Source organism: Stenotrophomonas sp. PE591 (assembly GCF_018320795.1).
GTDB lineage: Bacteria > Pseudomonadota > Gammaproteobacteria > Xanthomonadales > Xanthomonadaceae > Stenotrophomonas > Stenotrophomonas maltophilia.
On the sequence record NZ_JAAOKO010000001.1, the window covers coordinates 465,377 to 491,209 of the forward strand.

Below are 25,833 nucleotides of genomic sequence, written 5' to 3' on the forward strand. Positions count from 1 at the left end.
CATGTCGCGTACCTCATACCCCGCCCCGCCGCTGCCGCGCGCCGGCCAGCTCCGCGCCTGGTGGCGCGCCCCCGCCTCGCCGACCGCCCTGGCCTGGTACCTGGCCCAGGCCGCGCGTGCGCATGACGCCCCGCTGCTGGTGATCGCCCGTGACAACCACGGTGCCAACCAGCTCGAAGCCGACCTGCAGACCCTGCTTGGCGGTGACCCGGCCCTGCCGGTGGTCGCCTTCCCGGACTGGGAAACCCTGCCGTACGACCGCTTCAGCCCGCATCCGGACATCATCTCGCAGCGCCTGTCCGCCCTGCACCGCCTGCCGGCGCTGAAGCGCGGCCTGGTGATCGTGCCGGTGCAGACCCTGCTGCAGCAGCTGGCCCCGCGCAGCTATGTGATCGGTGGCAGCTTCGACCTGAAAGTCGGCCAGCGCCTGGACCTGGAAGCCGAGAAGCGTCGCCTGGAAAGCGCCGGCTACCGCAACGTGCCGCAGGTGATGGACCCGGGTGACTTCGCGGTGCGCGGCGGCCTGCTCGACGTGTTCCCGATGGGCGCCGACGAGCCGCTGCGGGTAGAACTACTGGACGAGGACATCGACTCGATCCGTGCCTTCGATCCGGAAAGCCAGCGTTCGCTGGACAAGGTCGAGGCGGTGCACATGCTGCCCGGCCGCGAAGTGCCGATGGACGAGGCCAGCATCGCACGCGTGCTGGCCACGCTGCGCGAGCGTTTCGATGTGGATACCCGGCGCAGTTCGCTGTACCAGGATCTGAAGTCCGGGCTGGCCCCGGCCGGCGTCGAGTACTACCTGCCGCTGTTCTTCGAACGCACCGCAACCCTGTTCGACTACCTGCCCGACGGCAGCCTGCCGGTGGTCTGTACCGGTGCGTATGAAGCGTCCGTCGCGTTCTGGGCGCAGACCGCGGACCGCTATGAGCAGCGCCGCCATGATGTGGAGCGCCCGCTGCTGCCGCCTTCGGCGTTGTACCTGTCGCCGGAGCTGCTGCGCGAGCGCCTGAACGATGCCCCGCGCATCGAGGTGTGGTCGGCTGACCACGCGCGCATCGCCGATGCCCATGCGCTGGGTGACCAGCCGCTGCCGCCGCTGCCGGTGGCCGCGCGCGAGGCCCCCGCTGGCGACGCGCTGAAATCCTTCCTCGGCCACTATCCGGGCCGGGTACTGATCGCCGCCGATTCGCCCGGGCGTCGCGAGGCCCTGCTGGAAGTGCTGCAGGCCGCCGAGCTGAAGCCGCCGGTGGTGGCCGACCTGCCCAGCTTCCTCGCCGAGGATGCGCGCTTCGCGATCGCGGTGGCACCGCTGGAAGATGGCTTCGCACTGGACGATCCGCGCATCGCGGTGCTGACCGAGCGCCAGCTGTTCCCCGAGCGCGCCGGCAGCACCCGCCGCACGCGCCGTGCCGGCCGCGAGCCGGAAGCGATCATCCGCGACCTCGGCGAACTGACCGAGGGTGCACCGATCGTGCACGAGGACCATGGCGTCGGCCGCTACCGTGGCCTGATCGCAATGGACGTCGGCGGCATGCCCGGCGAGTTCCTCGAAATCGAATACGCCAAGGGCGACCGCCTGTATGTGCCGGTCGCCCAGCTGCACCTGATCAGCCGCTACTCCGGCGCTTCAGCGGAAACCGCGCCGCTGCATTCGCTCGGTGGCGAGCAGTGGAGCAAGGCCAAGCGCAAGGCTGCCGAAAAGGTGCGCGACGTCGCTGCCGAACTGCTGGAGATCCAGGCCCGTCGCCAGGCGCGTGCCGGCCTGGCACTGCAGGTGGACCGTGCGATGTACGAGCCGTTCGCAGCCGGATTCCCGTTCGAGGAAACCCCCGATCAGCTGGCCGCCATCGACGCCACCCTGCGCGACCTCGCCAGCAGCCAGCCGATGGACCGTGTGGTCTGCGGCGACGTCGGCTTCGGCAAGACCGAGGTGGCGGTGCGTGCGGCATTCGCCGCCGCCAGTGCCGGCAAGCAGGTGGCCGTGCTGGTGCCGACCACGCTGCTGGCCGAACAGCATTACCGCAACTTCCGCGACCGCTTCGCCGATTACCCGCTGAAGGTCGAGGTGCTGTCGCGCTTCAAGAGCACCAAGGAGATCAAGGCCGAGCTGGAAAAGGTCGCTGCCGGCACCATCGACGTCATCGTCGGCACCCATCGCCTGCTGCAGCCCGACGTGAAGTTCAAGGACCTGGGCATGGTCATCGTCGACGAAGAGCAGCGTTTCGGCGTGCGCCAGAAGGAAGCCCTGAAGGCGCTGCGCGCCAACGTGCACCTGCTGACCCTGACCGCCACGCCGATCCCGCGCACCTTGAACATGGCCATGGCCGGCCTGCGCGACCTGTCGATCATCGCCACGCCGCCGCCGAACCGGCTGGCGGTGCAGACCTTCATCACCCAGTGGGACAACGCGCTGCTGCGCGAAGCCTTCCAGCGCGAGCTGGCACGCGGTGGCCAGCTGTACTTCCTGCACAACGACGTGGAAAGCATCGGCCGCATGCAGCGCGAGCTGTCCGAGCTGGTGCCGGAAGCGCGCATCGGTATCGCCCACGGGCAGATGCCCGAGCGCGAGCTGGAAAAGGTGATGCTGGACTTCCAGAAGCAGCGCTTCAACGTGCTGCTGTCGACCACGATCATCGAATCGGGCATCGACATCCCCAATGCCAACACCATCATCATCAACCGCGCCGACCGCTTCGGCCTGGCCCAGCTGCACCAGCTGCGTGGGCGCGTGGGCCGTTCGCACCACCGTGCCTACGCCTACCTGATCACGCCCGACCGCCGTGCGATCACCCCCGACGCTGAGAAGCGCCTGGAAGCGATCGCCTCGATGGACGAACTGGGCGCCGGCTTCACCCTGGCCACGCACGATCTGGAGATCCGCGGTGCCGGCGAACTGCTCGGCGAGGACCAGAGCGGGCAGATGGCCGAGGTCGGCTTCAGCCTGTACACCGAGCTTCTGGAGCGCGCGGTACGCAGCATCAAGCAGGGCAAGCTGCCCGACCTGGATGCCGGCGAGGAAGTGCGTGGTGCCGAGGTCGAGCTGCATGTGCCGGCACTGATCCCGGAAGACTACCTGCCGGACGTGCATACCCGCCTGACCCTGTACAAGCGTATTTCCAGCGCGCGCGACAGCGATGCGCTGCGCGAACTGCAGGTGGAGATGATCGATCGCTTCGGCCTGCTGCCGGATGCGGCCAAGCACCTGTTCGCCATCGCCGAGCTGAAGCTGAAAGCCAACGCGCTGGGCATCCGCAAGCTGGACCTGGGTGAGAACGGTGGCCGCATCGTGTTCGAGTCCAAGCCGAACATCGATCCGATGGCGGTGATCCAGCTGATCCAGAAACAGCCAAACTTCTATGCCATGGAAGGGCCCGACAAGCTTCGCATCAAGCATCCGCTGCCGTTGCCGGAGGACCGCTTCAACGCGGCCCGCGCCCTTCTGACCACCCTCGCCCCGGGTTGATCGCCCCCGAACACCCCGCACCGGTCCCCACCCGGTGCGGGCGGATGACCATGTTTCCTGACGCCGCACCCGCCCCCGACCTGCTGCATGCACAGGCCTGCCTGATCGATGCCCTCTCGATGTCGCTGCAGATGCGCGACGCTTACACCCGCCACCATTGCGACCGCGTTGGCCTGCTCGCGCAGCGCCTGGCCACGCACTGCGATCTGGATGACGAGGCCAGTGCGCAGATCGGCCTGGCCGCACGCTTCCATGACATCGGCAAGATCGGCATTCCCGATGAGGTGCTGCTGGCCCCGCGCCGGCATACGGATGAGGAGCGCGCGATCATGCGCGAGCATCCGGTGCGCGGTGAACACATCTTCCTGGCCACCGGCCGCAGCGACGCGGCACCGGTTGCGCGGCTGATCCGCGCCCATCACGAGGCGTTCGATGGCAGTGGCTATCCCGATGGGCTGCGCGGCGAGAGCATTCCGTTGGGCTCACGCATCGTCACCGTTGCGGATGCCTATGACGCGATGACCAGCGTGCGTCCCTACCGTGCCGCGATGGAACACGAGACGGCACTGCGCATCATCGACGAGCAATCCGGTGGCCTGATCGATCCTTACGTTCTGCAACGCTTCCATCGCCTGCTGGCGCAGGAACCTGAGCTGGCCTGAGATCTTCCCGCACGCGAAACGACCCGCCGGTAGAGTCGACTGTCAGTCGACTGCTCTTCGACCAGATCGCGAAATTCCCGCGCTGCGCGCGATAGTCGACTGACAGTCGACTCTACCGATCCGGTGTCATCGTGCCGGCAAACAAAAGGCCCGGCGTTCGCCGGGCCTTTCGCATCACGCATCACGGGTGATCGGTTACCAGATCACCACGCGCTTGTCGTTGGCACGCACCATCGCGTCGCCGGCCTTGCACTGGAACGCCGCAGCGAAGGACGGCATGTTCGACGGTGCACCGTTGGCTCGGAAGTTGGCCGGCGCATGCGGGTCGGTGTTCAGGCGTACGCGCAGCTCACCGTCGGTGAAGTTGCGGCGCCACACGGTGGCCCAGTTCATGAAGAAGCGCTGGTCCTGGCTGTGGCCATCCACTTCCACATTCGCCTTCGGGTCTTCCTTCAGCGCCATCTGCAGTGCGTCGTAGGCCACGGTCAGGCCACCCAGGTCGCCGATGTTCTCGCCCAGGGTCAGCTTGCCCTTCACGAACACGCCCGGCACCGACTCGTAGCCATCGAACTGTGCAACCAGCTGGTCGGTACGCTCGGTGAAGGCCTTGCGGTCGGCGTCGGTCCACCAGTTGTCGAAATTGCCGTTGGCGGCGAACTGGCTGCCCGAGTCGTCGTAGCCGTGCATCATTTCGTGGCCGATGACCGCACCGATGCCGCCGTAGTTCAGCGCCGGATCGGCCTTGGCGTCGAAGAACGGCGCCTGCAGGATCGCCGCCGGGAACACGATCTCGTTCTTGGTGGCGTTGTAGTAGGCGTTGACCGTCTGCGGGGTCATGCCCCACTCGGTCTTGTCCACCGGCTTGCCGATCTTGTCCAGCATGTAGCGGTAGTTGAACGCACGCGCTGCCTGCATGTTGCCGAGGTAGCTGTCGCCGTTGGTCTGCAGGCCCGCCCAGTCACGCCACTTGTCCGGGTAGCCGATCTTCGGGGTGAAGCTGGCCCACTTTTCCAGTGCCTTCTTCTTCGTTTCCTCGCCCATCCACGGCAGCTGCTCCAGACGCGCCTTCAATGCCTGCGACAGGTTCTCCACCAGGTGCTGCATGGCCACCTTCGACTCGGCCGGGAACACGGCGTCGACGTACAGCTGGCCAAGGGCTTCACCCATGCCACCGTTGACCGACTCCAGCACGCGCTTCCAGCGCGGCTGCATTTCCTGCTGGCCGCGCAGGGTCTTGCCATAGAACTCGAAGTTGGCCTTCTCGAACTGGCTGCTCAGGTACGGCGAGGCGTCGTCGATGGTGTGGAAGCGCAGGTAGGCCTGCCAGGTGCTGGCCGGCACATCGGCCAGCATCTTGTCCATTTCACCGAAGAAGCCCGGCTGGGCCAGCGAGAACTTCTGCGCGGCCGGCACTTTCAGGGTGTCGAACAGCGCGGTCCAGCTGAAGTTCGGGGTCAGCTTGTCGGCGTCTGCGGCGCTGAGCGGGTTGTAGCGCTTGGCCGGGTCACGCATTTCGATGCGCGACATCGAGGCCTTGGCCAGGCGGGTTTCAAAGGCCATCACGGCCTTGGCCTGCTCGGCGGCCTGCGCGGCGTCCACGCCGGACAGAGTCAGCACCTGCGCGATGTAGGCCATGTAGGCGTCGCGGATCTTGGCCTGCGCATCGTCGAAGTAGTAGCCCTTCTCCGGCAGGCCCAGGCCGCCCTGGCCGACGTAGGCGATGACGTTGGCCGAATCCTTGTAATCAGCATTGGCAAACAGCGAGAACAGCACGCCCTTGCCCTCGGCCTGGCTGTCGCGCAGGTACTGGGTGATGGCGGCGGTATCGTTCAGCGCGGTGATCTTGTCCAGCTGCGGCTGCAGCGGCGCGAGGCCGGCGGCTTCGATCTTGGCCTCGTCGTTGCCGGTCTTCCAGATGTCACCGATCTTGGCTTCCACCGAGCCGGCCTTGGCCTGGCTGGCGGCGGCCTGCTGCACCAGCGCGTGCTGCACTTCCAGCGAGCGCTCGCGCAGGATCTCGAAGCTGCCCCAGGTGGTCTGGTCACCCGGCACCGGGTTGGCCTTCAGCCACTTGCTGTTGACGAAGCCATTGAGGTCGGTACAGGCCGAGATGGCCGGATCGAGGTCGGCGCTGTTGAGCGAGATCAGCGGCGTCTTGACCTGCGACAGGTCGAAGGCCGGTTTGGCGTCGGCACCGGCCGCCGGTGCGGTTTCGTTCTTGCCACAGGCCGCCAGCGAGGCAGCGATGGCGATGGTCAGGCCCAGCGGGACCAGGTTGCGGACGTTCATGAGGCTCTCCTGCGGGTAATTTCACAGGGTAGCCGGGGAGGCCCTCCACAGGGACCGGCCAAAGGTCACAGGGGGAACGCCCGTGGTCGCAAGCGGGTGTGTGCGGACCGTTGGTCCGCACACACCCAGCAGAAGAATACCCACCAACGGTGGGTATCTACTTATTTCGCCTTGCCCTGGTTGGCCACGGCTTCAGCAGCCTTGCGCGCCGCTTCCGGGTCGCCCAGGTAGCGGAACGACTGCACGGTCAGGTCATCGTTCAGTTCGAACAGCAGCGGGATGCCGGTCGGGATGTTCAGCTCGAGGATTTCCTCGCGCGAGACGTTGTTGAGGTACTTGTACAGCGCGCGCAGCGAGTTGCCGTGGGCGGTGACCAGCACGGTCTTGCCGTCCTTCAGCTGCGGCGCAATGGCGTCGTGCCAGTACGGCAGCACGCGGTCCAGGGTGGTGGCCAGCGACTCGGTGCCCGGCAGCGCGTTGCGGTCCAGGCCGGCGTAGCGGCGGTCATGGATCGGGTGGCCCGGATCTTCCAGTTCCATCGGCGGCGGCGGGATGTCGTACGAACGACGCCAGACCTTGACCTGCTCTTCGCCGTGCTTGGCCGCGGTCTCGGCCTTGTCCAGCCCCTGCAGGCCGCCGTAGTGCCGCTCGTTGAGGCGCCAGGACTTGTTCACCGGCAGCCAGTCCTGCTCCAGCTCGGCCAGCGCACCCTGCAGGGTGTGGATGGCACGCTTGAGCACGGAGGTGTGGGCGACGTCGAACTGCAGGCCTTCCTCGCGCATCAGGCGACCGGCGGCGGCCGCTTCCCGGCGTCCCTGCTCGGTCAGGTCGACATCGACCCAGCCGGTGAAGCGGTTGTCCAGGTTCCACTGGCTCTGGCCATGGCGCAACAGTACGAGTTTACGGGTCACTGCAGGGTCTCCAACGCGAGGAAAGGCAGGCCGCCATTGTAGCCCCGGCGGCCGCTCACCGTGCCGTGGCGCCGCGCATGCGATGCTGCAGCCAATGAATACGGTGATCGACCCCGGGCGCTGGGAAGGCAGCGTCACCGCCGCCCGCGCGCAACAGCTGCAACTGGCCGGCCGCGTGGAACGCCAGAACCGCCTGCCACGCAACGTGCGCTGGCTGGTCGGGCTGGATGTGGGCTTTGAGGACAACGGTGCCACCACCCGCGCCGCAGCGGTCCTGCTGGATGCGAAGACATTGCAGCCCGTGGCGCAGGAAATAGCGCGCATTCCCACGGTGATGCCGTACATCCCCGGCCTGCTCAGCTTCCGGGAGTTGCCAGCTCTGCTGGCCGCACTGGCGCTGCTGCCACGCACGCCGGAACTGGTGTTCGTCGATGGCCACGGCATCAGCCATCCGCGCAGACTGGGCGTGGCCGCGCATCTGGGCGTGGTCACCGACCTGCCGAGCATCGGCGTGGCCAAGTCGAAACTGGTGGGCCGGTTCGTCGAACCGGGCGCCGAGGCCGGCGCGCATACGCCGCTGCTCGATGGCGATGAGCAATTGGGTTGGGTGCTGCGCAGCAAGCTGCGCTGCAAGCCGCTGTTCGTGGCCGGTGGCCATCGGGTCAGTGCCGATACCGCGCTGGACTGGGTGCAGCGCACCCTGCGCGGTTACCGGCTGCCGGAGCCGACCCGGCTGGCGGATCGGCTGGCTTCACGTCGGGACGAATAGCTGCGCCGGGCATCTCCCGGCACGCGCGTCATCTTCGATCAGCGATGCACGTGACCGCGATGGCCCTGCGCGTCCTCGCCGTGGTCATGGCGTTCATGGGCCTCGTGCTCGCCGCCCTTCACCGGCGCCGGCTCACCACAGGCTTCGCCGCAGTGGTCCGCTTCAAGCTGCAGCGTCACGTGCTCGATGCCGAAGTCATCGTGCAGGCGCCCGCTCAGCTCACGGCGCAGCGCATCGGCTTCGGTGCCGTCGCGCATCACGACATGCGCGGTCAGCGCCGGCGTGCTGGAGGCCAGCGCCCACACGTGCAGGTCATGCACGTCCAGCACTGCGGCATGGCTGGACAGGCTGTCGCGCACCTTGGCCACGTCCATGCCCTTGGGCACGCCTTCCAGCAGCACGTTGATCGCTTCGCGCATCAACACCCAGGTGCGCGGCAACACCCACAGGCCGATCAGCACCGCCAGGATCGGATCGATCGGCTTCCAGCCGGTGAACTGGATCAGCACCGCACCCGCAATCACCGCCACCGAGCCGAGCATGTCCGCCCATACTTCCAGGTAGGCGCCCTTCACGTTGAGGCTCTCGCCGCTGCCGGCCTGCAGCAGGCGCATCGAGATCAGGTTGATGACCAGGCCGGCCGAGGCGATCACCAGCATGCCGGTGGAGGCGATCTCCTGCGGCTTGCTGAAGCGCCCGACGGCTTCCCACAGGATGTAGCCGGCAACCACGAACAGCATCGCGCCGTTGATCATTGCGCCCAGCGCTTCCAGGCGCGCATAGCCGTAGGTGCGACGCGCATCCGGCGGGCGCCGGCTCAGCCGCACCGCGACCAGCGCGATCATCAGGGCCAGCGCGTCGGTGGCCATGTGTGCCGCGTCGGACAACAGCGCCAGGCTGTTGGTCCAGAACGCGCCCACCACTTCGACGACGAGGAAGGTGGAGGTCAGGCCGAGCGCCCACCACAAGGGTTTCTCGTGGCGGATCTCGGATGGCAGGTGATCGTGGTCGTGGCCCATGGCAACAGCTCCTTTGCGATGGAGGCAGGCTACGCCGGCGGCCGTGGGGAAACTATCACGGTGTTTATAACATTGCAGACTGCACGTCGCGGCTCGCCGCAGCTTGCGCCCGTGCCGGGCCACACTATGATGACCGCATCCCCTCTGGATGGGGAACGGGCAGCCGGATCGCTTCGGCGTTGCTGCCCGCAATGGACACCCAAGCACAAGGAATCCGGAACATGTGGACTACCAAGACCCCCTGGGTCGCCGTCGCCGTGGCCTGCGCGCTGGGCACGGCCGCAAGCGCCTCGGCCAAGACCTGCCAGCAGAATTTCCAGGCGGTAGGCGATCCCCGCAATGGCCAGTTCTTCACCTCCGAAGTCACCCTCCCCGGCCTGAAGCCCCGCAGCGCCCTGGGCCAGCTGCGCAAGGCAGCGCTTGATGAGGGCAACAACTTCGTCAGCGGAGATGTCATCACCGAGACCGAAGGCCAGATGTACGTGCTGCAGACCGACACCAAGATGCCGCTGGTCAGCATCATCACCGCCTCCAATGGCGGCAACGTGGTGGTCGGCACCAAGCTGTCACGCGGGCAGACCGCCAAGGAAGAGGACGCACGCAGCGCGCTGTGTGGCTGGCTGGACAAGCTCAAGACCGGCCCCGAAGGCGAGGCGATCGCGGAAGCCATGCGTGTCTCCAGCGGTTTCGACAAGCCGATCCAGGCCACTGCGGTCGGCATGTCCGCCGAAATGGGCAAGGACGCCAAGCGGCTGCAGCGGGAAATCAACACCGCACCGCTCAGGGCGCTGTTCTCCGGCACCAGCACCCCGCCGGATACCGATGCGATGTACCAGCCGTTGCTCGTCAAGTATTTCGGCCGTCGTTTCATCATCGATGGCCAGGTCTACACCGCCCAGCCCAACCGCTTTGCCAAGACCTTCGAGGTGGGCTATCTGGTCACCAAGATGAAGGGCATCGGTGGCATCGGCGGGCGCCAGTCGAACGACGACAACAACGCCAACTTCACTGTGCACTGTGCGCTCGCGCCGGATCAGATGGCGCTGGGCGCCACCCTGCGCGAGAACGACTGGGTGAAATTGGAAGGCGTGGTCGACAAGATGGACACCGGTGGCGTCCACCTGCGCGATTGCCGGCAGGTGAAGTAGCCTTCAGGCTGCGCCGGGGAACGCCCCGGCGCAGGCCTCATCGGGTCAGAACCCGAAGCGCAGGCTGGCCCAGTACGCGCGGCCCGGCTCGTTGTAGGTCGCCGCGCCGGCATCGCTGCTGTTGGCCTCGCGGAACAGGCGCTTGTCGGCCAGGTTGTTCACGCCGAAGCCGAAGCTGACCGTCTCGGTCACCCTGTAGCGCGCGCTCACGCCCCAGATGTTGTACGCAGCGCGATCCTGCAGTGCGATCGATGGGTCGCAGGTGCCGGTGCAGCGCGGATCATTGTTGATGTTGGTGGTGGCCGGCTTCTGCTTGCCGTAGAACGTGCCGGTCAGCAGCAGCGACAGCTTGTCGGTGGCCTGCCAGTCCAGCATCGTGTTGACGGTGTACTTCGGAATCACCGACAGCGGCTGGCCGGTGCGCTTGTTCTCGTTCTGCACCATGTAGGTGAAGTTGTTGCTCCACTTCAGGCGGTTGCCCTGCTCGCCCAGCAGCGGGATCACCAGGTTGCCTTCCAGTCCCTGCACGATCGCCTTCGGCGCGTTCTCCCAGCGGAAGATGCGGCCCCTGGTGTCGGCAGTCAGGCCGATCTGGGTGTAGCCGGCCTGGATCTTGTCCTTGTAGTCGTTATGGAAGTACGTCAACGAGGCCTGCCAGCCGCTCTGCGGTGCCCACTCGATGCCGAGTTCCTTGTTCAGGCTGGTTTCCGCCTTCAGGTCCGCATTGCCGCGCATGTAGCAGCCGGCGCCCAGGCTCGGCAATGCATTCGGGCAGCCATTGCCACGGGTGTAATACAGATAGTCCGGATTCGACTGGTACAGGTTCGGCGCCTTGAACGCCCGGGCGATGCCGCCCTTCACCACCCAGTCGCCGTTGATGCGGAACTGCGCGTTGAGGCTGGGGCTGGTGTTGTTGCCGAACTGGCTGTGGTGGTCGAAGCGCAGGCCCGGGGTAACGATCCAGCGCTCACCCAGGTAGATGTTGTCTTCGACGAACACGGCGGTGGTCTGCGCATCGGCCTTGCCCCGCGCACGATCGGCCGACAGCTCCGGGATGCCGCCGCCGCTGCTGCTGGACTGGCTCATCGAGTACGGGTCGGTCAGGCGGCTGTCCAGGTATTCAAAGCCAAGCGTCCAGATGTTCTCGGCGCCGCCCAGCGTGGTCGGGAAACTCACTTCGCCATCCAGCTGGTAGTTGCGCAGGCGCGAGGTCGACCAGTCGGTGCCGTTGAAGCTGCCCTCCGGGCCACCGGCCAGGCCTTCGTTGATGCGCGAGTTGTTGACCGCCTCCACCGCGGCCGTCACCCGCGAGGTCACATCGCCCCAGCGGCCACGATGGGTGATCGCGCCGGTGTTGCGGTACATGCGGTTGGTCTCCGCTTCGCCCTCGGCCAGTGCCGCCAGGTCAACGCCGGTCGATGTACCGGTGGTGCTGACCGCGCGGTCGCCAGCGTAGATGTTGCCCTGGCGGCTGGTGCCGGCTTCGAACTCCACCACCTGGTTGGCGGTCACGTCCCAGCGCAGCAGCGCGTTGACATCGCGGTTCTTGACGCCCTCGCGGCCGGCCGGTGGCACCGCGTTGGGGTTGGTAGCGTACTGGCGGTTGAGCTCCAGCGAGTCCGCGTCGGTCTTGTTGAGATTGCCGTACAGGCGGAACGACAGGGTGTCGGTCATCGGCCCACTCAGCTGCAGGCCGACGCGTTCGCTGCCACCTTCGGCGCTGTGTTCGGGCACCAGCCCATACAGGTCCACCGCACCGGTCAGGTCGCCGGTCGGGCGCTTGGTGATGATGTTGACCACGCCGCCGGAGGCACCGGAGCCATAGCGTGCCGCCGCCGGGCCGCGCAGCACTTCGATGCGCTCGATCATTTCCGCCGGCACCCAGTTGGTGTCACCGCGGGTATTGCGCTCGCCGCTGCGTCCCATGCGCACGGCATCGCGTGCGCCGATGCGCTTGCCATCGACCAGGATCAGGGTGTTTTCCGGGCCCATGCCACGCAGGTCGATCTGGCGGTTGTTGCCGTACTGGCCCGAGGCGCTGTTGCCGGTCAGGTTGACGCCCGGCATGGTCCGCAACAGCTCGGCGATGTCGTTGGCTGGCGGGCGCCGGGCGATATCCTCGGCGGTGATGGTCGAGGTACCCAGTGCCTGGCGCGCGATCTGCGAGGCGGTGACGTGCACCGTGTCGATATCGGTGGCGTCGGTTTCGGCCTGGGCGGTCAGGGCGCTGCCCGCCAGCAGGGCGGCAACGGCAAGCGCCAGCGGGCGCGGCGAATGGACAACGGCAGGAGACATGATCAGGACCTTCTGGCAGGGCTGCGGGGCCTCTGGCAAAGGGCTTGAGGCAACGACGAGGGGGGAGGCGGAGCCGTCCTGCAGGCACCTGCAGCCCGCTCCGTGCGCGCATTCTCCCATCAATGCGAGTGATTCTCAAATGCGTTCACTCATTGCCGCAGCGGCGTCGATGTGCTTTGCGCACCGTGCAAGCCTGCACCGCGCGTAAACTGGCCGGCTACCCCGCCATCAACCGTATGCCGCCGCGGCCGATACCCGTGGTTTGCCGTACGCAGTCAGAGATCGACGTGGAACCACCCCAACTGGACGATGCCAGCCAGCCGCTGGCCGAGGCCTGGCAGCACTGCCTGCAACAGGCCGGCACTGCCGCCACCGCGCTGCTGCATGCCGCCGCCGCCGATGCCCCGCCGGCGCTGGCCCAACGCTTCTACGAAGTACTGCTGCAGGACGCGCGTGCACGTCGCTTCCTGTCCCATGACCAGGTCAAGCAGCGCCTGCAGCCGGCCATGCAGCGCTGGCTGGCGCAGCTGCTGACCACCGATACCGACGGCATTGCCGCCACCGTCGCCTCGCAACGGGTGATCGGCGATGTGCATGCCCGGGTCGGCATTCCGGTCGACCTGGTCACCCGCGGCGCGCGCGTGCTCAAGCACGAACTGTTCGTGCGCCTGCGCGACGACGCGCCCGACAGTGCCACTGCGTTCGCCGCCATCGACTGCCTCAGCGCGATCATGGACATCGCCATGGAAGGCATGACCCTGGCCTACACCCATGCACGCGAGCGCTCCACCCGTGCCGATGCTGCGTACCGGCTGTTCTCGCTGGTGCAGAACGTCGGCACCGAACGCGAGCGCCAGCGCGCGCTGCTGCTGGACTGGGAGAACGCCCTGCTCTACGCGCTCGCTGGCCACGTGCAGGCCAGCGACAGCGCCAGCCTGGCCACTTCCGAGTTCGGCCTGTGGTTCACCCACAAGGGCATCCCCAGCTTCGGCGAGAGCAGCGAGACCCAGCAGGTCGGCCAGTTGATGGCCCGCATCGACAGCAACCTGCAGCGGGCAAGCAACGATGTTCCGGCACAGCGACTGGCGGTGCTGCCGGCCATCCGCGAGGACCTGGCCGCCATCCGCACCCTGATGACGCTGCTGTTCGAGCGCATCGGCGAACTGGATGCCGGCAGCGACGCGCTGACCAACCTGCTCAACCGCCGCTTCCTGCCCACCGTGCTGCGCCGGGAAATCGAGCTGGCCACACGCAACCGCACGCCGTTCTCGCTGCTGCTGCTCGACCTGGATCATTTCAAGGCAATCAACGACGGCCACGGCCACGATGCCGGCGACCGCGCGTTGCAGCACGTCGCCGGCCTGCTCGGCCAGCTGACCCGCGGCAGTGATTACCTGTTCCGCTATGGCGGCGAGGAGTTCGTGGTGGTGCTGGTCGCGGCCAGCGAATCACAGGCCGCGGTGATCGCCGAGAGCCTGCGCCGGCAGATCGCGCAGTCGCCGGTGGCATTGGCCAACGGCCAGGTGCTGGAGCTGACCGCCAGCATCGGCGTGGCCGGTCACGATGGTCATCCGGACTACGAGCGGTTGATGGCACGTGCCGACGCCGCGATGTACGAGGCCAAGCGCAGCGGCCGCAACCGCGTGGTGGTCGCCAGCGCGGACCTGCAGGAAGCCCCGGGGCGGCGTGCACTGCAGCGATGACGGCAGGACAGGTAGAGTCGACCGCTGGTCGACTATCGCGCGCAGCGCGGGATTTTTCGCACGCGGGGCGAAGAGCAGTCGACTGACAGTCGACTCTACCGACAGTCGACTCTACCGGTTCGCGCGCCCAGCCGCTGCTTTCACCGCCCCCACCCGCCACGCTGCCCACCACAGCAGCGCCAGCAACGCGATGCCAGCCCCCAGCAGGCACACAGCGGGCCAGCCATGCCGCACCTGCGTCCAGGGCCCCGCCGCCGCTCCCGCACCGCTGCCCACCGCATAGAACAGCATGTACAACGCCACCAGGCGCCCATGCTGTTCTGCCGGTGCACGCAGCAACGATGCCTGGTTCGAGACATGGAGTGCCTGGCCGCCCAGGTCGAGCACGACCACACCCAGCAACAGCAGGGACAGCGAATGCGGCAGGCCCAGCAGCGGCCACCACGCGACCAGCATCAACAACAGCCCGCCGAGGCTGACCCGATGCGCGAAACCACGGTCCATCCAGTGTCCGACCCGCGCCGCCATCAGCGCACCGACCACGCCGGCCAGGCCGAGCGCGCCGATGGCTGCGGTCGACCAGTGCAGCGGCGGTGCCGACAGCGGCAAGGGTGCCGCCGCCCAGAACACATTGAGGCCGGCAAACAGCAGCAATGCCAGCGGCCCGCGCTCGCGCAGCGTTCGATCGCGGCGCAGCATGCCCAGCATCGAGCCCAGCAGCTCGCGCCAGCGTGGAGGGACCGACGGCACCGGTACTGCGGGCAGGCGCCGCCACAGCAGCGCCGCCAACGCCGCCATCACCACCGCTGACAGCAGGTAGACCCTCTGCCAGCCAAAGGCCGCCGCCACCGTACCGGACACCACGCGCGCCAGCAGCAGGCCGATGAACACGCCGCCCTGCACCACACCAACCACGCGACCGCGCTGCTCGGGCGGTGCCAGCATGGCGGTATAGGCAATCAGGCCCTGGGTCAGCGCGGTGCCCAGCAAGCCTGCCAGCAGCATGCCCGACAACAGCCAGCTCGCCGTGCGTGACGCCGCCAGCCACAACAGGGCCAGCACCAGCGCGATCAACTGCAGCCGCAGCAGGCGTCGCCGGTCGCCGCGGTCCGCCAGCGGCAGCAGGCCAAGCAACGCCAGCACGCTGCCGGCCTGGGTGGCAGCCAGCACTGCGCCGGCCACGGCCCGGTCCAGCGCAAAGGCGCGTGCAAGCTGATCCAGCAGCGGCTGCGCGTAGTAGACGTTGGCGACGCTGGCGCCGGCGGCAGCCGCAAGCAGGACCAGCAGCGGGCGGGGAAGCGATGTGGCACTCATCATATGGTTGCAATTTGAAACCAGATGCAGGCTATCGCCATTGGTTTTAAACTGCAACCACATTCGGAGATACCCAGCATGCACGCCGACAGCCCCTGCCCTGTAGCCCGCAGTGCCGACCTGCTCGGTGACCGCTGGGCATTGCTGGTGATCCGCGACGCGTTCGACGGCATCACCCGCTTCGGTGATTTCCAGCGCAGCCTCGGCGCGGCGCGCAACATCCTCAGCGACCGCCTGCGCCGGCTGGTCGAGGCCGGCATCCTGCAGCTGCAGCCAGCCTCCGATGGATCGGCCTACCAGGAGTACGTGCTCACCGCCGCAGGCCTGGAACTGTTCCCGCTGCTGGTCGCACTGCGCCAGTGGGGGGAGCGCCATCGCTTCGGTGCAGGCGAAGCCCATTCGCAGCTGATCGAATTGGCGACGCGGCGGCCGCTGCCCTACATGCAGCCGCGCGGGCGCGATGGCCAGCCGCTTCAGCCCACTGCCACCCGCGTGCGCAAGCTCAAGGACGACGGGCGCGACACCTGATCCGCCCATTCGCGCACACCGACGGACGCCCGCGCCGGTTAGCATCGGATCTTTCCGCCGCTGGATGCCGCCGATGTCGCGCTGTCGCCCTTCCCTGCTGACCGCCCTGCTGTTACCGCTGCTGGCCTGCGCCACAGCAGGCACGCAGGCCCGTGAGGTTGCCGCGCCCGCCGACCACGTACAGGCCGATGGACCCTATGTGTTCCGCCAGGGCAACCAGCTGCAGGCCAGATGGATCTGCGACGACAAGGTCGAGTCGCACACACTTGCCACGCAGGCCGCAGGCACCGACATCGCCCCGCGTTGCGGCTACGAACACAGCGTGCACGTGGCCGCCCCGAATGCTCCGTCGGTCTCCGTGCTGCCGGCCGTGCCGCGCATCGTGGCGCTGTCCGACATCCACGGCCAGTACGGGCTGCTGGTGCGCCTGCTGCGCGCCCACCAGGTCATCGACGCACAGGACCGCTGGGCGCTGGGCAAGGACACCCTGGTCATCGCCGGCGATGTATTCGACCGCGGCCCGCAGGTGACCGAAGCCTTCTGGCTGCTGTACGGCCTGCAGCAGCAGGCGGCCGCCGCCGGTGGCGCAGTGCACTTCGTGCTCGGCAACCACGAAACCATGGTGCTGTACGACGACCTGCGCTACGTCAACCCGAAGTACCTGCGCAGCGCCCAGCTGCTCGGCCGCAGCTACCCGCAGCTGTACGGTGCCGATTCGGTGATCGGGCAGTGGCTGCGCACCCGCCCGGTGCTGCTGAAGATCGGCGACACCCTGTTCCTGCACGGCGGCATCTCGCCCGAGGCGGTGCAGCTGGCGCTGGACCCGGCACGCACCAACGCGGCCTACCAGGCCTCGCTGGGCCTGCCCAAGGCCGAAGTGAAGGCCGACCCGGCCACCGCACCGCTGTATGACGGCAAGACCAGCCCGATCTGGTACCGCGGCTATTTCGATGGCCGCCTCGACACCGCGGGTGTGCAGGCTGTGCTCGACCGCCTGCAGCTCAAGCGCATCGTGGTTGGCCATACCTCGATGCCGCACGTCAGCAGCTTCCACGGCGACCGCGTGATCGCCATCGACAGCAGCATCAAGAACGGCGAGAACGGCGAACTGCTGTTCATCGAGGATGGCAAGCTCAGCCGTGGCCTGCTGGATGGTTCGCGGGTGCCGCTGGCGCTGGGTGAGCCGGGCCTGCAGGACTGAATGGAGGGACAGCGCGACGGTGCCGGGAGGTGCCGGCGCGCTCCACCTGCAGCCGGTTTGCGGCTACCCTCGGCAGCCGAGAGGCCCACCCCGTCCATCCGGTGGGCCTGACCGTTACAGGAGCCCCGCGCATGCGCGTTCTGATTGCTGAAGACGACCCGGATATCGCCTCTGGCCTGTGCGCCTCGCTGCGCCGGCAGGGGCACGTGGTCGACCACGTCGACAACGGTGCGCACGCCGATGCTGCACTGGGCTCGACGCAGTACGCGCTGCTGGTACTGGACCTGGGGCTGCCGCAGCTGGATGGCCGCGACGTGCTGCAGCGCCTGCGCCAGCGCGGTGATGGCCTCGCAGTGCTGGTGGTGACCGCCCGTGACGGCCTGGCCGAGCGCGTGCGTGTGCTCGACCTGGGTGCCGATGACTACCTGGTCAAGCCGTTCGCGCTGGACGAGTTCGAAGCGCGCGTGCGGGCCCAGCTGCGCCGGGTCACCAGCAATGGCAACCCGGACCTGCGCATCGGCCGCCTTCGCATCGACCTGGCCGGGCATCGGGTGTGGATCGACGACCAGTCGCTGGAACTGACCGCACGCGAGTTCGGCCTGCTGTCGGCACTGGCAGTGCGCGCCGAGCGCATCGTGTCACGCGCGCAGTTGGTGGAAGCGCTGTGCGACTGGGGCCAGGACCTGACCGACAACGGCCTGGACATCGCCCTGCACCGCCTGCGCCGCAAGCTGCAGCCCGGCGGCATGGGCATCCGCACCGTGCGCGGGCTGGGCTACATGCTGGAAGACGCGCAGGACGACAGCACCCCGTGATCAGTGGACCGCCCAGCCTGCGCCGGCGCCTGCTCGCCTTCCTGGCGCTGCCGATGCTGGGTCTGCTCACCTTCAACACGATCCTGGCCTACTACGTTGCGCTGGACTATTCCAACCGCATCCACGACCGCAACCTGATCGACGACACGCATTCGTTCGCGCAGATGCTGAGCACCATGCCGGTGACCAGCGACCTGTCGCCGCAGGCGCGCTTCCTGATCGAGTACGACCCCGACGGCCATCGCTACTTCAACGTCGACAGCAGCCGCATGGGTACGCTCAGCGGCAATGCCGACTTCAGCCCGTATGCCCCTTCGCAGGACTGCACCGGCGTGCATCCGGCGCTGTACGACGGCAACCTCAATGGCCAGCAGGTGCGTATGGCCACGGTCTGCACGCAGGCGATGAACGATCCGCAGGACCAGCTGGCGGTGACCGTGGCCGAGAGCATGGCCGACCGCCGACAGCGCGCGCGCGAGATCCTGATGATCATCATCCCGCTGATGACCATGCTGGCGCTGGGCACCGCAGCACTGGTCTGGTTCGGCGTGACCTACGGCCTGCGCATCCTCACGCCGCTCAGGACCCGCCTGGCGCAGCGCCGTGGCGAACTGGCACCGATTTCCGATGCCGACGTACCGGAGGAGATCCAGCCACTGATCAGCACCATCGACGATCTGTTTGCCCGCCAGGCGGAAATGATCACCCTGCAGAACCGCTTCATCGCCGATGCCGCGCACCAGCTGCGTTCGCCGCTGGCGGGCATGGCCCTGCACGTGGACCAGGCGCTGGCACACGGTGACCCCGATACGGTGCGCGAGGCGCTGCAGCACATCCGCCGGCTCAACCAGCGCACTGCCCGGGTCAGCACCCAGCTGCTGGCGCTGAGCCGGGCGCAGACCGTGCCCGATACCGTGGAAGCACTGGACCTGTGCGAGCTGGTGCCGCAGTGGGTTGGCATGCGCGTGCCGGAGGCGATCCGCGATGGCATCGACCTCGGCTACCGCGGCAGCCCCCATCCGCTGCGTGTGCTCGGCAACGGCGCCATGCTGCAGGAGGCCCTGGACAACCTGATCGACAACGCCCTGCGTTATGCCGGCCGCAATGCCACCGTCACGGTGGGCGTGCACGCGCTGGACGACAATGATGTCGAACTCTATGTGGAAGACAACGGCCCCGGCGTGCCCGACGACGTGATGCCACGGCTGGGCGAGCGCTTCTTCCGGGCGCCGGGCACCGCTGCCAGCGGCACCGGCCTCGGCCTGGCCATCGCGCACGAGGCGGTAGAGCACTTCGGCGGCCGCCTGAGCTTCCTCAACCGCCCGGGCGGGGGGCTCAAGGTCGCCATCACGCTGCCGCTGCTGAAGGCCCCCTGACCCGGCCCGGCGCGCTGAAAGGCTGGTGAAAATCGCGCTTGCGATCCTGCCATCCCCACTGCCGTCCCGGAGCCGCCAGGTGACCGAATCGCACGACTTCTTCCTCCCCGGTGGCCCCCAGGGCGTGCTGCTGGTCCATGGCCTGACCGGCACCCCGGCGGAAATGCGCATGCTGGGCAAGGGGCTGAACAATGCCGGCTTCACCGTCCACGGCGTGCAGCTGCCCGGCCATTGCGGCACCGTGGATGACCTGCTGGCGACCACCTGGGAACAGTGGTACCAGGGCGTGGAAGATGCGGCGGCCGCCCTGCGCGGCAAGGTCGACCAGCTGTTCGTGGGTGGCCTGTCTATGGGCGCGGTACTGTCACTGGCGCTGGCTGCGCGCCGCCCCGAGTGGGTGTCCGGCGTGGGCGTGTACGGCGCCACTTTCCGTTACGACGGCTGGAACATTCCCGCCGTGGCCCGCTTCTCGTTCCTCCTGCCGTGGTTCAAGCGCTTCAACATCGGCCGCGACCGCATGTTCATGGAAGAACCGCCGTACGGCCTGCGCGACGAGCGCCTGCGCGCGCAGGTCAGCGCGGCCATGCTGTCCGGCGACAGCGCCGCCGCCGGCCTGCCGGGCAATCCCTGGCATGCGCTGGCCGAGATGCGTGCGCTGAGCAACTGGACCCGCCGCCACCTGCATCAGGTCACCGCACCGTGCCTGGTGATGCACGCCCGCGAAGACGATGTGGCCAGCATGGGCAACGCCGAGCTGGTGATGTCGCGGGTCAGCGGCCCGAAGGAACTGGTGGTGCTGGAAGACAGCTACCACATGATCACCATCGATCGCGAACGCCGCGATGTGATCCGTCGCAGCGCGCGTTTTTTCACCGAGATCGGTGAACGCACGGGCGTGCTCAAGGCGGTGGCCTGAGATGGGGGCACTCGCCACCCTGCTGTGGCTGGCCAATGTGGTACTCGATACCGGTGGCCAGCTCGCCTTCAAGGCCGCCGCCAGCGATCCGCAGGAAGGCGAAGGACTGCAACGCTGGAAACACATGCTCAGCCGCCCTTGGCTGTGGATCGGCATCGCCTGCTACGTGCTCGAGTTCGTGGCCTGGATTGCGTTCCTGTCGCTGGTGCCGCTGTCCAAGGGCGTGCTGCTGGGCTCGATCAACATCGTTGCGTTGATGATCGCCGGTCGTTTCCTGTTCCGCGAGAAGCTCACGCCGCTGCGGGTGACCGGCATGCTGCTGGTCACGGCGGGCGTGGCGGTGGTGGGGGCCGGCTCATGAGGCGCCTGTATGTGATCGGTTTCCCGCTGCTGATGGCCTTCGACACGCTGGCCCAGCTGTGCTTCAAGTACGCCGGTGACGCCGCGCTGCCGGTCGAGGCCAACACCGCCTGGCTGCTGCGCGTGCTGTCGCAGCCGTGGGTGTATGGCGCCATCCTCGGCTACGTGGGTGCGTTCTTCACCTGGATGAGCCTGCTGCGCCATGCGCCGATCGGCCCGGCGTTCGCGGCCTCGCACCTGGAAGTGATCAGCGTGCTGCTGCTGTCGGCGTGGCTGTTGAACGAGCCACTGACCCTGCACCATCTGCTCGGTGCGGTACTGATCGTGGCCGGCATCGTCTGCCTCGGCCGCGCTGAAGCGGACGACCCGCACAGTCCCGCCGAAAGCGCGTCGTGAGCGGGCTGCGATGAGCCTGTTCGCGCGCGAACTGCCACCTACCGCTGGCCTGCCGATTCAGGCCAGCGATTTCCTGCCCGGTGGTGGCGACCTGCGCGAAGTCCTGGCCAGCCAGCTCGGCACACCGCCACTGCAGCTGACCTGTTCCGGCACGCACGCACTGCTGATCGCGCTGCGTACGCTGCGCAAGCGCGCGCCAAGGCGCGACACCGTGATCATGCCGGCCTATACCTGCCCGCTGGTGCCGATCGCGGTGCACAGCCTGGGCCTGCGCGTGCAACTGTGCGATACCCGTCGTGGCCACTTCGACTTTGATCCCGGCCAGCTCAGGCGTCTGGCCGATGCGCGCACGCTGGCGATCCTGCCGACCCACCTGGGCGGGCGCATCGCCGATGTCGAACTGGCCTGCGAAGTCGCCCGCAACGCCGGCGCCTGGGTGATCGAGGACGCCGCACAGGCACTCGGCGCACGGGTCGGCAACAGCAGTGTCGGCCTGCGTGGCGATATCGGATTCTTCAGCCTGGCTGCTGGCAAGGGCCTGAGCCTGCATGAAGGCGGCCTGCTGGTCAGCCGTGACGACGAACTGCGTGCTGGGCTGGCCGAACATGCCGTCCAGCACGTTCGCTCCAGCCTGCGCTGGGAGCTGCTGCGCAGCGTGCAGTTGATCGGCCTTGCTGCCTGCTATCGCCCTTCGCTGCTGTCGCTGGTGTATGGCAATCCATTGCGCAGTGCGCTTCAACGCGACGATCTGGAAGAAGCGGTCGGTGACATTTTCCCGCTTGATATATCGCAGCACCGGGTCAGCCACTGGCGGCAGAACATCGGCGCGCATGCCGCGCGGCGCTTGCCGGCGTTCCTGCAGGCCGGTCGCCTGCGTGCGTTGCAGCTGCGCGTGCAGCTGGCACAGCTGCCAGCCGTTGAGGTGGTCGACGGCCTCGCCGGCAGCGGTGGCACCTGGCCACTGCTGATGCTGCTGCTGCCCAGCCAGCGCGCCCGCGATGCCGTGCTGAAGGACCTGTGGCCACGCGGTCTCGGCGCCAGCCGCATGTTCATCCATGCCCTGCCCGGCTACGCGTACCTGCGCGGCATCGTGCCGCAGGACGACATGCCGAATGCACGCGACTTCGCCGCACGCATGCTGACCCTTGGCAACAGCGCCTGGCAGACCCGCGAAGAGACTGCCGAAATACTGCAGGTCCTGGCCCGCGCCTGACCCGAACGTGCACGCGTGGCCTGCCCTCCGCGCATTCATCCGAGCACCTTCCTGAACGTTTTCCCAGCCTGTCAGAAGAGCCTTTCAACAGGAAAGGAACGAGAAAGGCGGCCTGCCTACATTGAGCCTGCCCCGGCATCGGGCCGGGCGTTTCTTTCATCGACGGACCTGCCCATGCACTGGAGCATCCTGTGTGACTTCGACGGCACCATCAGCCTCGAAGATGTCATCGACTCGCTGCTGGAAAAGTACGGCCAGCCGGGCTGGCAGGAACTGGAAGACCAGTGGAAAGCGGGAAAGATCGGCTCGCGTGAATGCATGCAGGGCCAGGTGCGGCTGCTGAAGCTGGACCCGGCCACGCTCGACGCCCATCTGGACCAGGTACAGATCGATCCGGGCTTCGCCGCCTTTGTCAGCCGTGCCGAACAGCTGGGCCTGCCGCTGCGCATCGTCAGTGACGGCCTGGACTATGCGATCCACCGCATCCTGGCCAACCACGGCCTGTCGCAGCTGCCGGTGGTGGCCAACCACCTGCGCTGGTGCGAAGACCATTGGGAACTGGAGTCGCCCTACCAGGCCGAAGGCTGCCGCAGTGGCACCTGCAAGTGCACCTGCGCCGCGCAGGCGCGCGCCAACGAAGCACCGCGCGTGCTGATGATCGGTGACGGCAGCTCGGATTTCTGCGTGTCCGAAGACGCCGACTTCGTGTTCGCCAAGCGCCGCCTGATTACCCATTGCACGAATGCCGGCATCGAGCATGCCGCCATCGACACCTTCCACGATGCAGTCGCACTGTTGCCGCGCCTGCTCGATGGCAGCCTGCTGCAGCCACGTCGCATCGACGCCCGCCCGCAGCCCGCCGCACTGCCCCCGCTGCTGGCCACCGCCTGAGCACTCCCTCCAGGCACGCTCCCCCGTCGCCCCTTTCGAACGTCCTTCACGGAACCGAACTGCATGAACATTTTTGACAAGAACGCCGACGCCGCTGCCTCCGACGCGCAGCTGCTGGCCGACGAAGCCCGCTACAGCTCCTTCGGCGATACCGTCCACTACGTCGACCCGCCGAAGATCTTCCAGCGCGGCGAAGGCAGCTACATGTTCGACGGTGCGGGCGTGCCCTACCTCGATCTGCAGATGTGGTACTCGGCCTGCAACTTCGGCTACAGCAACAAGCGCCTGAATGACGCGCTGAAGGACCAGATCGACACCCTGCCGCAGGTCGCCAGCCAGTACCTGCATCCGACCCGCGTGCAGCTGGCCAAGACCATTGCCGTAGACATGCACGAGAAGTTCGGCCTCGACGGTCGCGTGCATTTCAATGTCGGCGGCGCGCAGGCCATTGAAGACTCGCTGAAGATCGTGCGCAACGCGCGCGGCGGCAAGAGCCTGATGTTCGCCTTCGAAGGCGGCTACCACGGCCGTACCCTGGGTGCCTCGTCGATCACCTCCAGCTACCGCTACCGCCGCCGCTACGGCCACTTCGGCGAGCGCGCGATGTTCATCCCGTTCCCGTACCCCTTCCGTCGCCCGAAGGGCATGACCCCGGACGAATACTCCGACCACTGCGTATGGCAGTTCGAACGCCTGTTCGAAAGCGAATACAACGGCGTGTGGGATCCCAAGGTCGGCCAAGCCGAGTACGCTGCGTTCTACGTCGAGCCGATCCAGGGCACCGGCGGCTATGTCATCCCGCCGCGCAACTTCTTCACCGGCCTCAAGCGCGTGCTGGACAAGTACGGCATCCTGATGGTCGTCGATGAAATCCAGATGGGCTTCTGGCGTACCGGCAAGCTGTGGTCGATCGAGCATTTCGGCGTGACCCCGGACGTGCTGGTGTTCGGCAAGGCGCTGACCAACGGCCTGAACCCGCTGTCCGGCCTGTGGGCACGCGAAGAGCTGATCAACCCGACCGTGTTCCCGCCGGGTTCCACCCACTCCACCTTCAACTCCAACCCGCTGGGCACCCGCCTGGGCCTGGAAGTGTTGAAGCTGGGCAAGGAAATGGACTACGAGCGCACCGTACCGGAAAAGGGCGCGTACTTCCTCGACGGCCTGCGTGGCCTGCAGAAGCGCCACCCGGAAATCGGCGACGTCGACGGCCTGGGCCTGGCCCTGCGCGCCGAAATCTGCCAGGCCGACGGCTACACCCCGAACAAGGAACTGCTGGACCGCATGGTCGACATCGGCCTGGCCGGTGACCTCCTGCACGACGGCAAGCGCATGGGCCTCGTGCTCGACGTGGGTGGCTGGTACAAGAACGTGATCACCTTCGCGCCGTCGCTGGACATCAGCTACGAAGAGATCGACCTGGCGATCACCCTGCTCGACCAGGCACTGACCAAGGCCAAGGGCTGAGGTTGGATGCGCTGCCGGTTCCCGTGCCGATGGACATGACGTCACGTGCATCCAGCACCGCGCTGGAACCGGCCGCGCTGCTGGAGGGCTTCCTGGCCCACCCGCCGCTCGGATTCGAGGCAGGCCGCCTTCCCAGCGGCCTACCGACCTTCCGTGCGCCGCTGGACCTGACCACGACGATGGATGACGGGCTGCGCGGCAAGTTGGTCGGCCTGCCGCTGTCGCGCCTGTGGCGGCCATGGATCACCTGGAAGACCCGTTTCATCGGTGCCACCAGCACCGAGTACACCCCGCTGCCGGCGCACGTGGCGCCGGAGGCGTTGGCCGAGGACGTGACGCGTCACGCGATCGGCGATACGCGCCTGCTGGTGGTCAAGGACCTGGCCATCGATTCACCGCTGCTGGACGACGCGGCCAACGCGCACAGCGCGGCGTTCCTGCAGGCCTTGCTGGCGCGCGGCTTCGTTGAACTGGAAGGCATGCCGCTTGCCTGGGTGGCGATCGATTTCGATTCGCTCGATGGCTACCTCGGCCGCCTGTCGTCCTCGCGCCGCAAGAACATCCGGCGCAAGCTCCGTTCGCGTGATGACCTGCAGATCGACTGCATCGCCACCGGTGATCCGGCCCTGGCCGACCCGCAGCTGCAGGCCGAACTGCATGCGCTGTACCTGGGCGTGTTCGCGCAGAGCGCGGTGCATTTCGACCAGCTCGGCCTGCCCTACTTCCAGTACCTGCTGGCCGACAGCCAGGGCCAGGGACGGATGTTCCTGTATCGCCACCAGGGCCAGCTGATCGGCTGGAACCTGTGCTACATCCACGCCGGAAAGCTGGTGGACAAGTACATCGGGCTGGCCTATCCGCAGTCGCGCGAGCACAACCTGTACGCGGTCAGCTGGATGCACAACCTTGAGTACGCGCTGCAGCACGGCCTGAGCCACTATGTGGCCGGCTGGACTGACTCGCGGATCAAAGCCGAGCTGGGCGCCCGCTTCACCTCCACCCGGCACGCGATCCACGCACGCTCCCCGCTGCTGCGTGCCGCCCTGCGCCGCCTGGCCCCGTACCTGCAGGGCGAACCTGATGGAGGCGGCTGAGCG

Annotated in this window: 20 protein-coding genes and 1 pseudogene; 16 read left to right on the plus strand and 5 right to left on the minus strand. The window is 67.3% G+C overall.

Annotated elements, in window-relative coordinates; translation table 11 throughout:
- The first annotated feature begins 1 nt into the window (after position 1).
- Together mfd and JLDANKMP_RS02360 are read left to right on the plus strand one after the other, a co-directional pair.
- Positions 2-3,466 carry a transcription-repair coupling factor gene (mfd, locus tag JLDANKMP_RS02355; RefSeq protein ID WP_212560424.1) on the plus strand — a complete coding sequence of 1,155 codons (3,465 nt, stop codon included), beginning with the start codon at positions 2-4 and terminating at the stop codon, positions 3,464-3,466.
- 44 nt (positions 3,467-3,510) lie between these two features.
- The gene (locus tag JLDANKMP_RS02360) at positions 3,511-4,128 is read left to right on the plus strand and encodes an HD domain-containing phosphohydrolase (RefSeq protein ID WP_212560425.1); all 618 of its coding nucleotides are present in this window, start codon (positions 3,511-3,513) and stop codon (positions 4,126-4,128) included.
- 195 nt (positions 4,129-4,323) lie between these two features.
- On the opposite strand, the gene JLDANKMP_RS02365 is transcribed toward JLDANKMP_RS02360, so the two are convergent.
- Positions 4,324-6,417: a M13 family metallopeptidase gene (locus JLDANKMP_RS02365; protein ID WP_212560426.1), complete on the minus strand. Its 2,094-nt coding sequence runs from the start codon at positions 6,415-6,417 to the stop codon at positions 4,324-4,326.
- 161 nt (positions 6,418-6,578) lie between these two features.
- Positions 6,579-7,328: a 2,3-diphosphoglycerate-dependent phosphoglycerate mutase gene (gene gpmA, locus JLDANKMP_RS02370; RefSeq protein WP_005408679.1), complete on the minus strand. Its 750-nt coding sequence runs from the start codon at positions 7,326-7,328 to the stop codon at positions 6,579-6,581.
- Between the two features lie 94 nt (positions 7,329-7,422).
- Here gpmA and nfi point away from each other — a divergent pair, with 94 nt between their 5' ends.
- Positions 7,423-8,097 carry a deoxyribonuclease V gene (gene nfi, locus JLDANKMP_RS02375; protein ID WP_212560427.1) on the plus strand — a complete coding sequence of 225 codons (675 nt, stop codon included), beginning with the start codon at positions 7,423-7,425 and terminating at the stop codon, positions 8,095-8,097.
- A gap of 38 nt (positions 8,098-8,135) precedes the next feature.
- On the opposite strand, the gene JLDANKMP_RS02380 is transcribed toward nfi, so the two are convergent.
- Positions 8,136-9,116, minus strand: coding sequence for a cation diffusion facilitator family transporter (locus tag JLDANKMP_RS02380; RefSeq protein WP_212560428.1), 981 nt, complete (start codon positions 9,114-9,116; stop codon positions 8,136-8,138).
- Between the two features lie 221 nt (positions 9,117-9,337).
- Between JLDANKMP_RS02380 and JLDANKMP_RS02385 the strand changes: the two genes are divergently transcribed.
- Complete coding sequence (locus JLDANKMP_RS02385; protein ID WP_212560429.1) at positions 9,338-10,264, plus strand: hypothetical protein; 927 nt, start codon at positions 9,338-9,340, stop codon at positions 10,262-10,264.
- Between the two features lie 45 nt (positions 10,265-10,309).
- On the opposite strand, the gene JLDANKMP_RS02390 is transcribed toward JLDANKMP_RS02385, so the two are convergent.
- Entirely contained in the window at positions 10,310-12,559 is a 2,250-nt protein-coding gene (locus JLDANKMP_RS02390) for a TonB-dependent siderophore receptor (protein ID WP_212560430.1), read from the minus strand.
- Positions 12,560-12,846: 287 nt separating this feature from the next.
- On the opposite strand from JLDANKMP_RS02390, the gene JLDANKMP_RS02395 reads away from it, so the two are divergent.
- Positions 12,847-14,262, plus strand: a complete 1,416-nt coding sequence (locus JLDANKMP_RS02395) for a GGDEF domain-containing protein (protein ID WP_212560431.1) — start codon at positions 12,847-12,849, stop codon at positions 14,260-14,262.
- A 95-nt stretch (positions 14,263-14,357) separates the two neighbouring features.
- Here the strand turns inward: JLDANKMP_RS02395 and JLDANKMP_RS02400 are convergent.
- Positions 14,358-15,576: pseudogene (locus tag JLDANKMP_RS02400) on the minus strand (MFS transporter).
- 78 nt (positions 15,577-15,654) lie between these two features.
- Here JLDANKMP_RS02400 and JLDANKMP_RS02405 point away from each other — a divergent pair.
- From JLDANKMP_RS02405 to JLDANKMP_RS02455, 11 genes are all read left to right on the plus strand, one after another.
- Positions 15,655-16,104 (plus strand): helix-turn-helix domain-containing protein, encoded by a 450-nt coding sequence (locus JLDANKMP_RS02405; RefSeq protein ID WP_005408672.1) that lies wholly within the window; start codon positions 15,655-15,657, stop codon positions 16,102-16,104.
- A 73-nt stretch (positions 16,105-16,177) separates the two neighbouring features.
- Complete coding sequence (locus tag JLDANKMP_RS02410) at positions 16,178-17,305, plus strand: metallophosphoesterase (protein ID WP_212560433.1); 1,128 nt, start codon at positions 16,178-16,180, stop codon at positions 17,303-17,305.
- A gap of 131 nt (positions 17,306-17,436) precedes the next feature.
- The gene (locus tag JLDANKMP_RS02415; RefSeq protein WP_005408670.1) at positions 17,437-18,120 is read left to right on the plus strand and encodes a response regulator; all 684 of its coding nucleotides are present in this window, start codon (positions 17,437-17,439) and stop codon (positions 18,118-18,120) included.
- Entirely contained in the window at positions 18,117-19,496 is a 1,380-nt protein-coding gene (locus JLDANKMP_RS02420; RefSeq protein ID WP_005412674.1) for a sensor histidine kinase, read from the plus strand. The genes JLDANKMP_RS02415 and JLDANKMP_RS02420 overlap by 4 nt, the downstream gene beginning before the upstream one ends.
- A 79-nt stretch (positions 19,497-19,575) precedes the next feature.
- Positions 19,576-20,412, plus strand: coding sequence for an alpha/beta fold hydrolase (locus JLDANKMP_RS02425; RefSeq protein ID WP_005412675.1), 837 nt, complete (start codon positions 19,576-19,578; stop codon positions 20,410-20,412).
- Position 20,413: 1 nt separating this feature from the next.
- Positions 20,414-20,773 carry an EamA family transporter gene (locus tag JLDANKMP_RS02430; protein WP_012479558.1) on the plus strand — a complete coding sequence of 120 codons (360 nt, stop codon included), beginning with the start codon at positions 20,414-20,416 and terminating at the stop codon, positions 20,771-20,773.
- Positions 20,770-21,168 carry a DMT family transporter gene (locus JLDANKMP_RS02435; RefSeq protein ID WP_005408666.1) on the plus strand — a complete coding sequence of 133 codons (399 nt, stop codon included), beginning with the start codon at positions 20,770-20,772 and terminating at the stop codon, positions 21,166-21,168. The genes JLDANKMP_RS02430 and JLDANKMP_RS02435 overlap by 4 nt, the downstream gene beginning before the upstream one ends.
- 10 nt (positions 21,169-21,178) lie before the next feature.
- Positions 21,179-22,381: a DegT/DnrJ/EryC1/StrS family aminotransferase gene (locus tag JLDANKMP_RS02440; protein ID WP_212560434.1), complete on the plus strand. Its 1,203-nt coding sequence runs from the start codon at positions 21,179-21,181 to the stop codon at positions 22,379-22,381.
- Positions 22,382-22,555: 174 nt separating this feature from the next.
- Positions 22,556-23,272: an MtnX-like HAD-IB family phosphatase gene (locus tag JLDANKMP_RS02445; protein ID WP_005408664.1), complete on the plus strand. Its 717-nt coding sequence runs from the start codon at positions 22,556-22,558 to the stop codon at positions 23,270-23,272.
- Positions 23,273-23,335: 63 nt separating this feature from the next.
- A complete protein-coding gene (locus JLDANKMP_RS02450) occupies positions 23,336-24,736 on the plus strand; it encodes an aminotransferase class III-fold pyridoxal phosphate-dependent enzyme (RefSeq protein ID WP_005408663.1) in 1,401 nt (466 codons plus the stop codon).
- Positions 24,737-24,765: 29 nt separating this feature from the next.
- Positions 24,766-25,830, plus strand: a complete 1,065-nt coding sequence (locus JLDANKMP_RS02455; RefSeq protein WP_212560435.1) for a GNAT family N-acetyltransferase — start codon at positions 24,766-24,768, stop codon at positions 25,828-25,830.
- Positions 25,831-25,833: the final 3 nt, after the last annotated feature.

Coding starts and splice junctions, on each gene's coding strand:
- mfd (WP_212560424.1), top strand. CDS start 2: ATGTCGCGTACCTCATACCCCGCCCCGCCGCTGCCGCGCGCCGGCCAG.
- JLDANKMP_RS02360 (WP_212560425.1), top strand. CDS start 3,511: ATGACCATGTTTCCTGACGCCGCACCCGCCCCCGACCTGCTGCATGCA.
- JLDANKMP_RS02365 (WP_212560426.1), bottom strand. CDS start 6,417: ATGAACGTCCGCAACCTGGTCCCGCTGGGCCTGACCATCGCCATCGCT.
- nfi (WP_212560427.1), top strand. CDS start 7,423: ATGAATACGGTGATCGACCCCGGGCGCTGGGAAGGCAGCGTCACCGCC.
- JLDANKMP_RS02380 (WP_212560428.1), bottom strand. CDS start 9,116: ATGGGCCACGACCACGATCACCTGCCATCCGAGATCCGCCACGAGAAA.
- JLDANKMP_RS02385 (WP_212560429.1), top strand. CDS start 9,338: ATGTGGACTACCAAGACCCCCTGGGTCGCCGTCGCCGTGGCCTGCGCG.
- JLDANKMP_RS02390 (WP_212560430.1), bottom strand. CDS start 12,559: ATGTCTCCTGCCGTTGTCCATTCGCCGCGCCCGCTGGCGCTTGCCGTT.
- JLDANKMP_RS02405 (WP_005408672.1), top strand. CDS start 15,655: ATGCACGCCGACAGCCCCTGCCCTGTAGCCCGCAGTGCCGACCTGCTC.
- JLDANKMP_RS02410 (WP_212560433.1), top strand. CDS start 16,178: ATGTCGCGCTGTCGCCCTTCCCTGCTGACCGCCCTGCTGTTACCGCTG.
- JLDANKMP_RS02415 (WP_005408670.1), top strand. CDS start 17,437: ATGCGCGTTCTGATTGCTGAAGACGACCCGGATATCGCCTCTGGCCTG.
- JLDANKMP_RS02430 (WP_012479558.1), top strand. CDS start 20,414: ATGGGGGCACTCGCCACCCTGCTGTGGCTGGCCAATGTGGTACTCGAT.
- JLDANKMP_RS02435 (WP_005408666.1), top strand. CDS start 20,770: ATGAGGCGCCTGTATGTGATCGGTTTCCCGCTGCTGATGGCCTTCGAC.
- JLDANKMP_RS02440 (WP_212560434.1), top strand. CDS start 21,179: ATGAGCCTGTTCGCGCGCGAACTGCCACCTACCGCTGGCCTGCCGATT.
- JLDANKMP_RS02445 (WP_005408664.1), top strand. CDS start 22,556: ATGCACTGGAGCATCCTGTGTGACTTCGACGGCACCATCAGCCTCGAA.
- JLDANKMP_RS02450 (WP_005408663.1), top strand. CDS start 23,336: ATGAACATTTTTGACAAGAACGCCGACGCCGCTGCCTCCGACGCGCAG.
- JLDANKMP_RS02455 (WP_212560435.1), top strand. CDS start 24,766: ATGGACATGACGTCACGTGCATCCAGCACCGCGCTGGAACCGGCCGCG.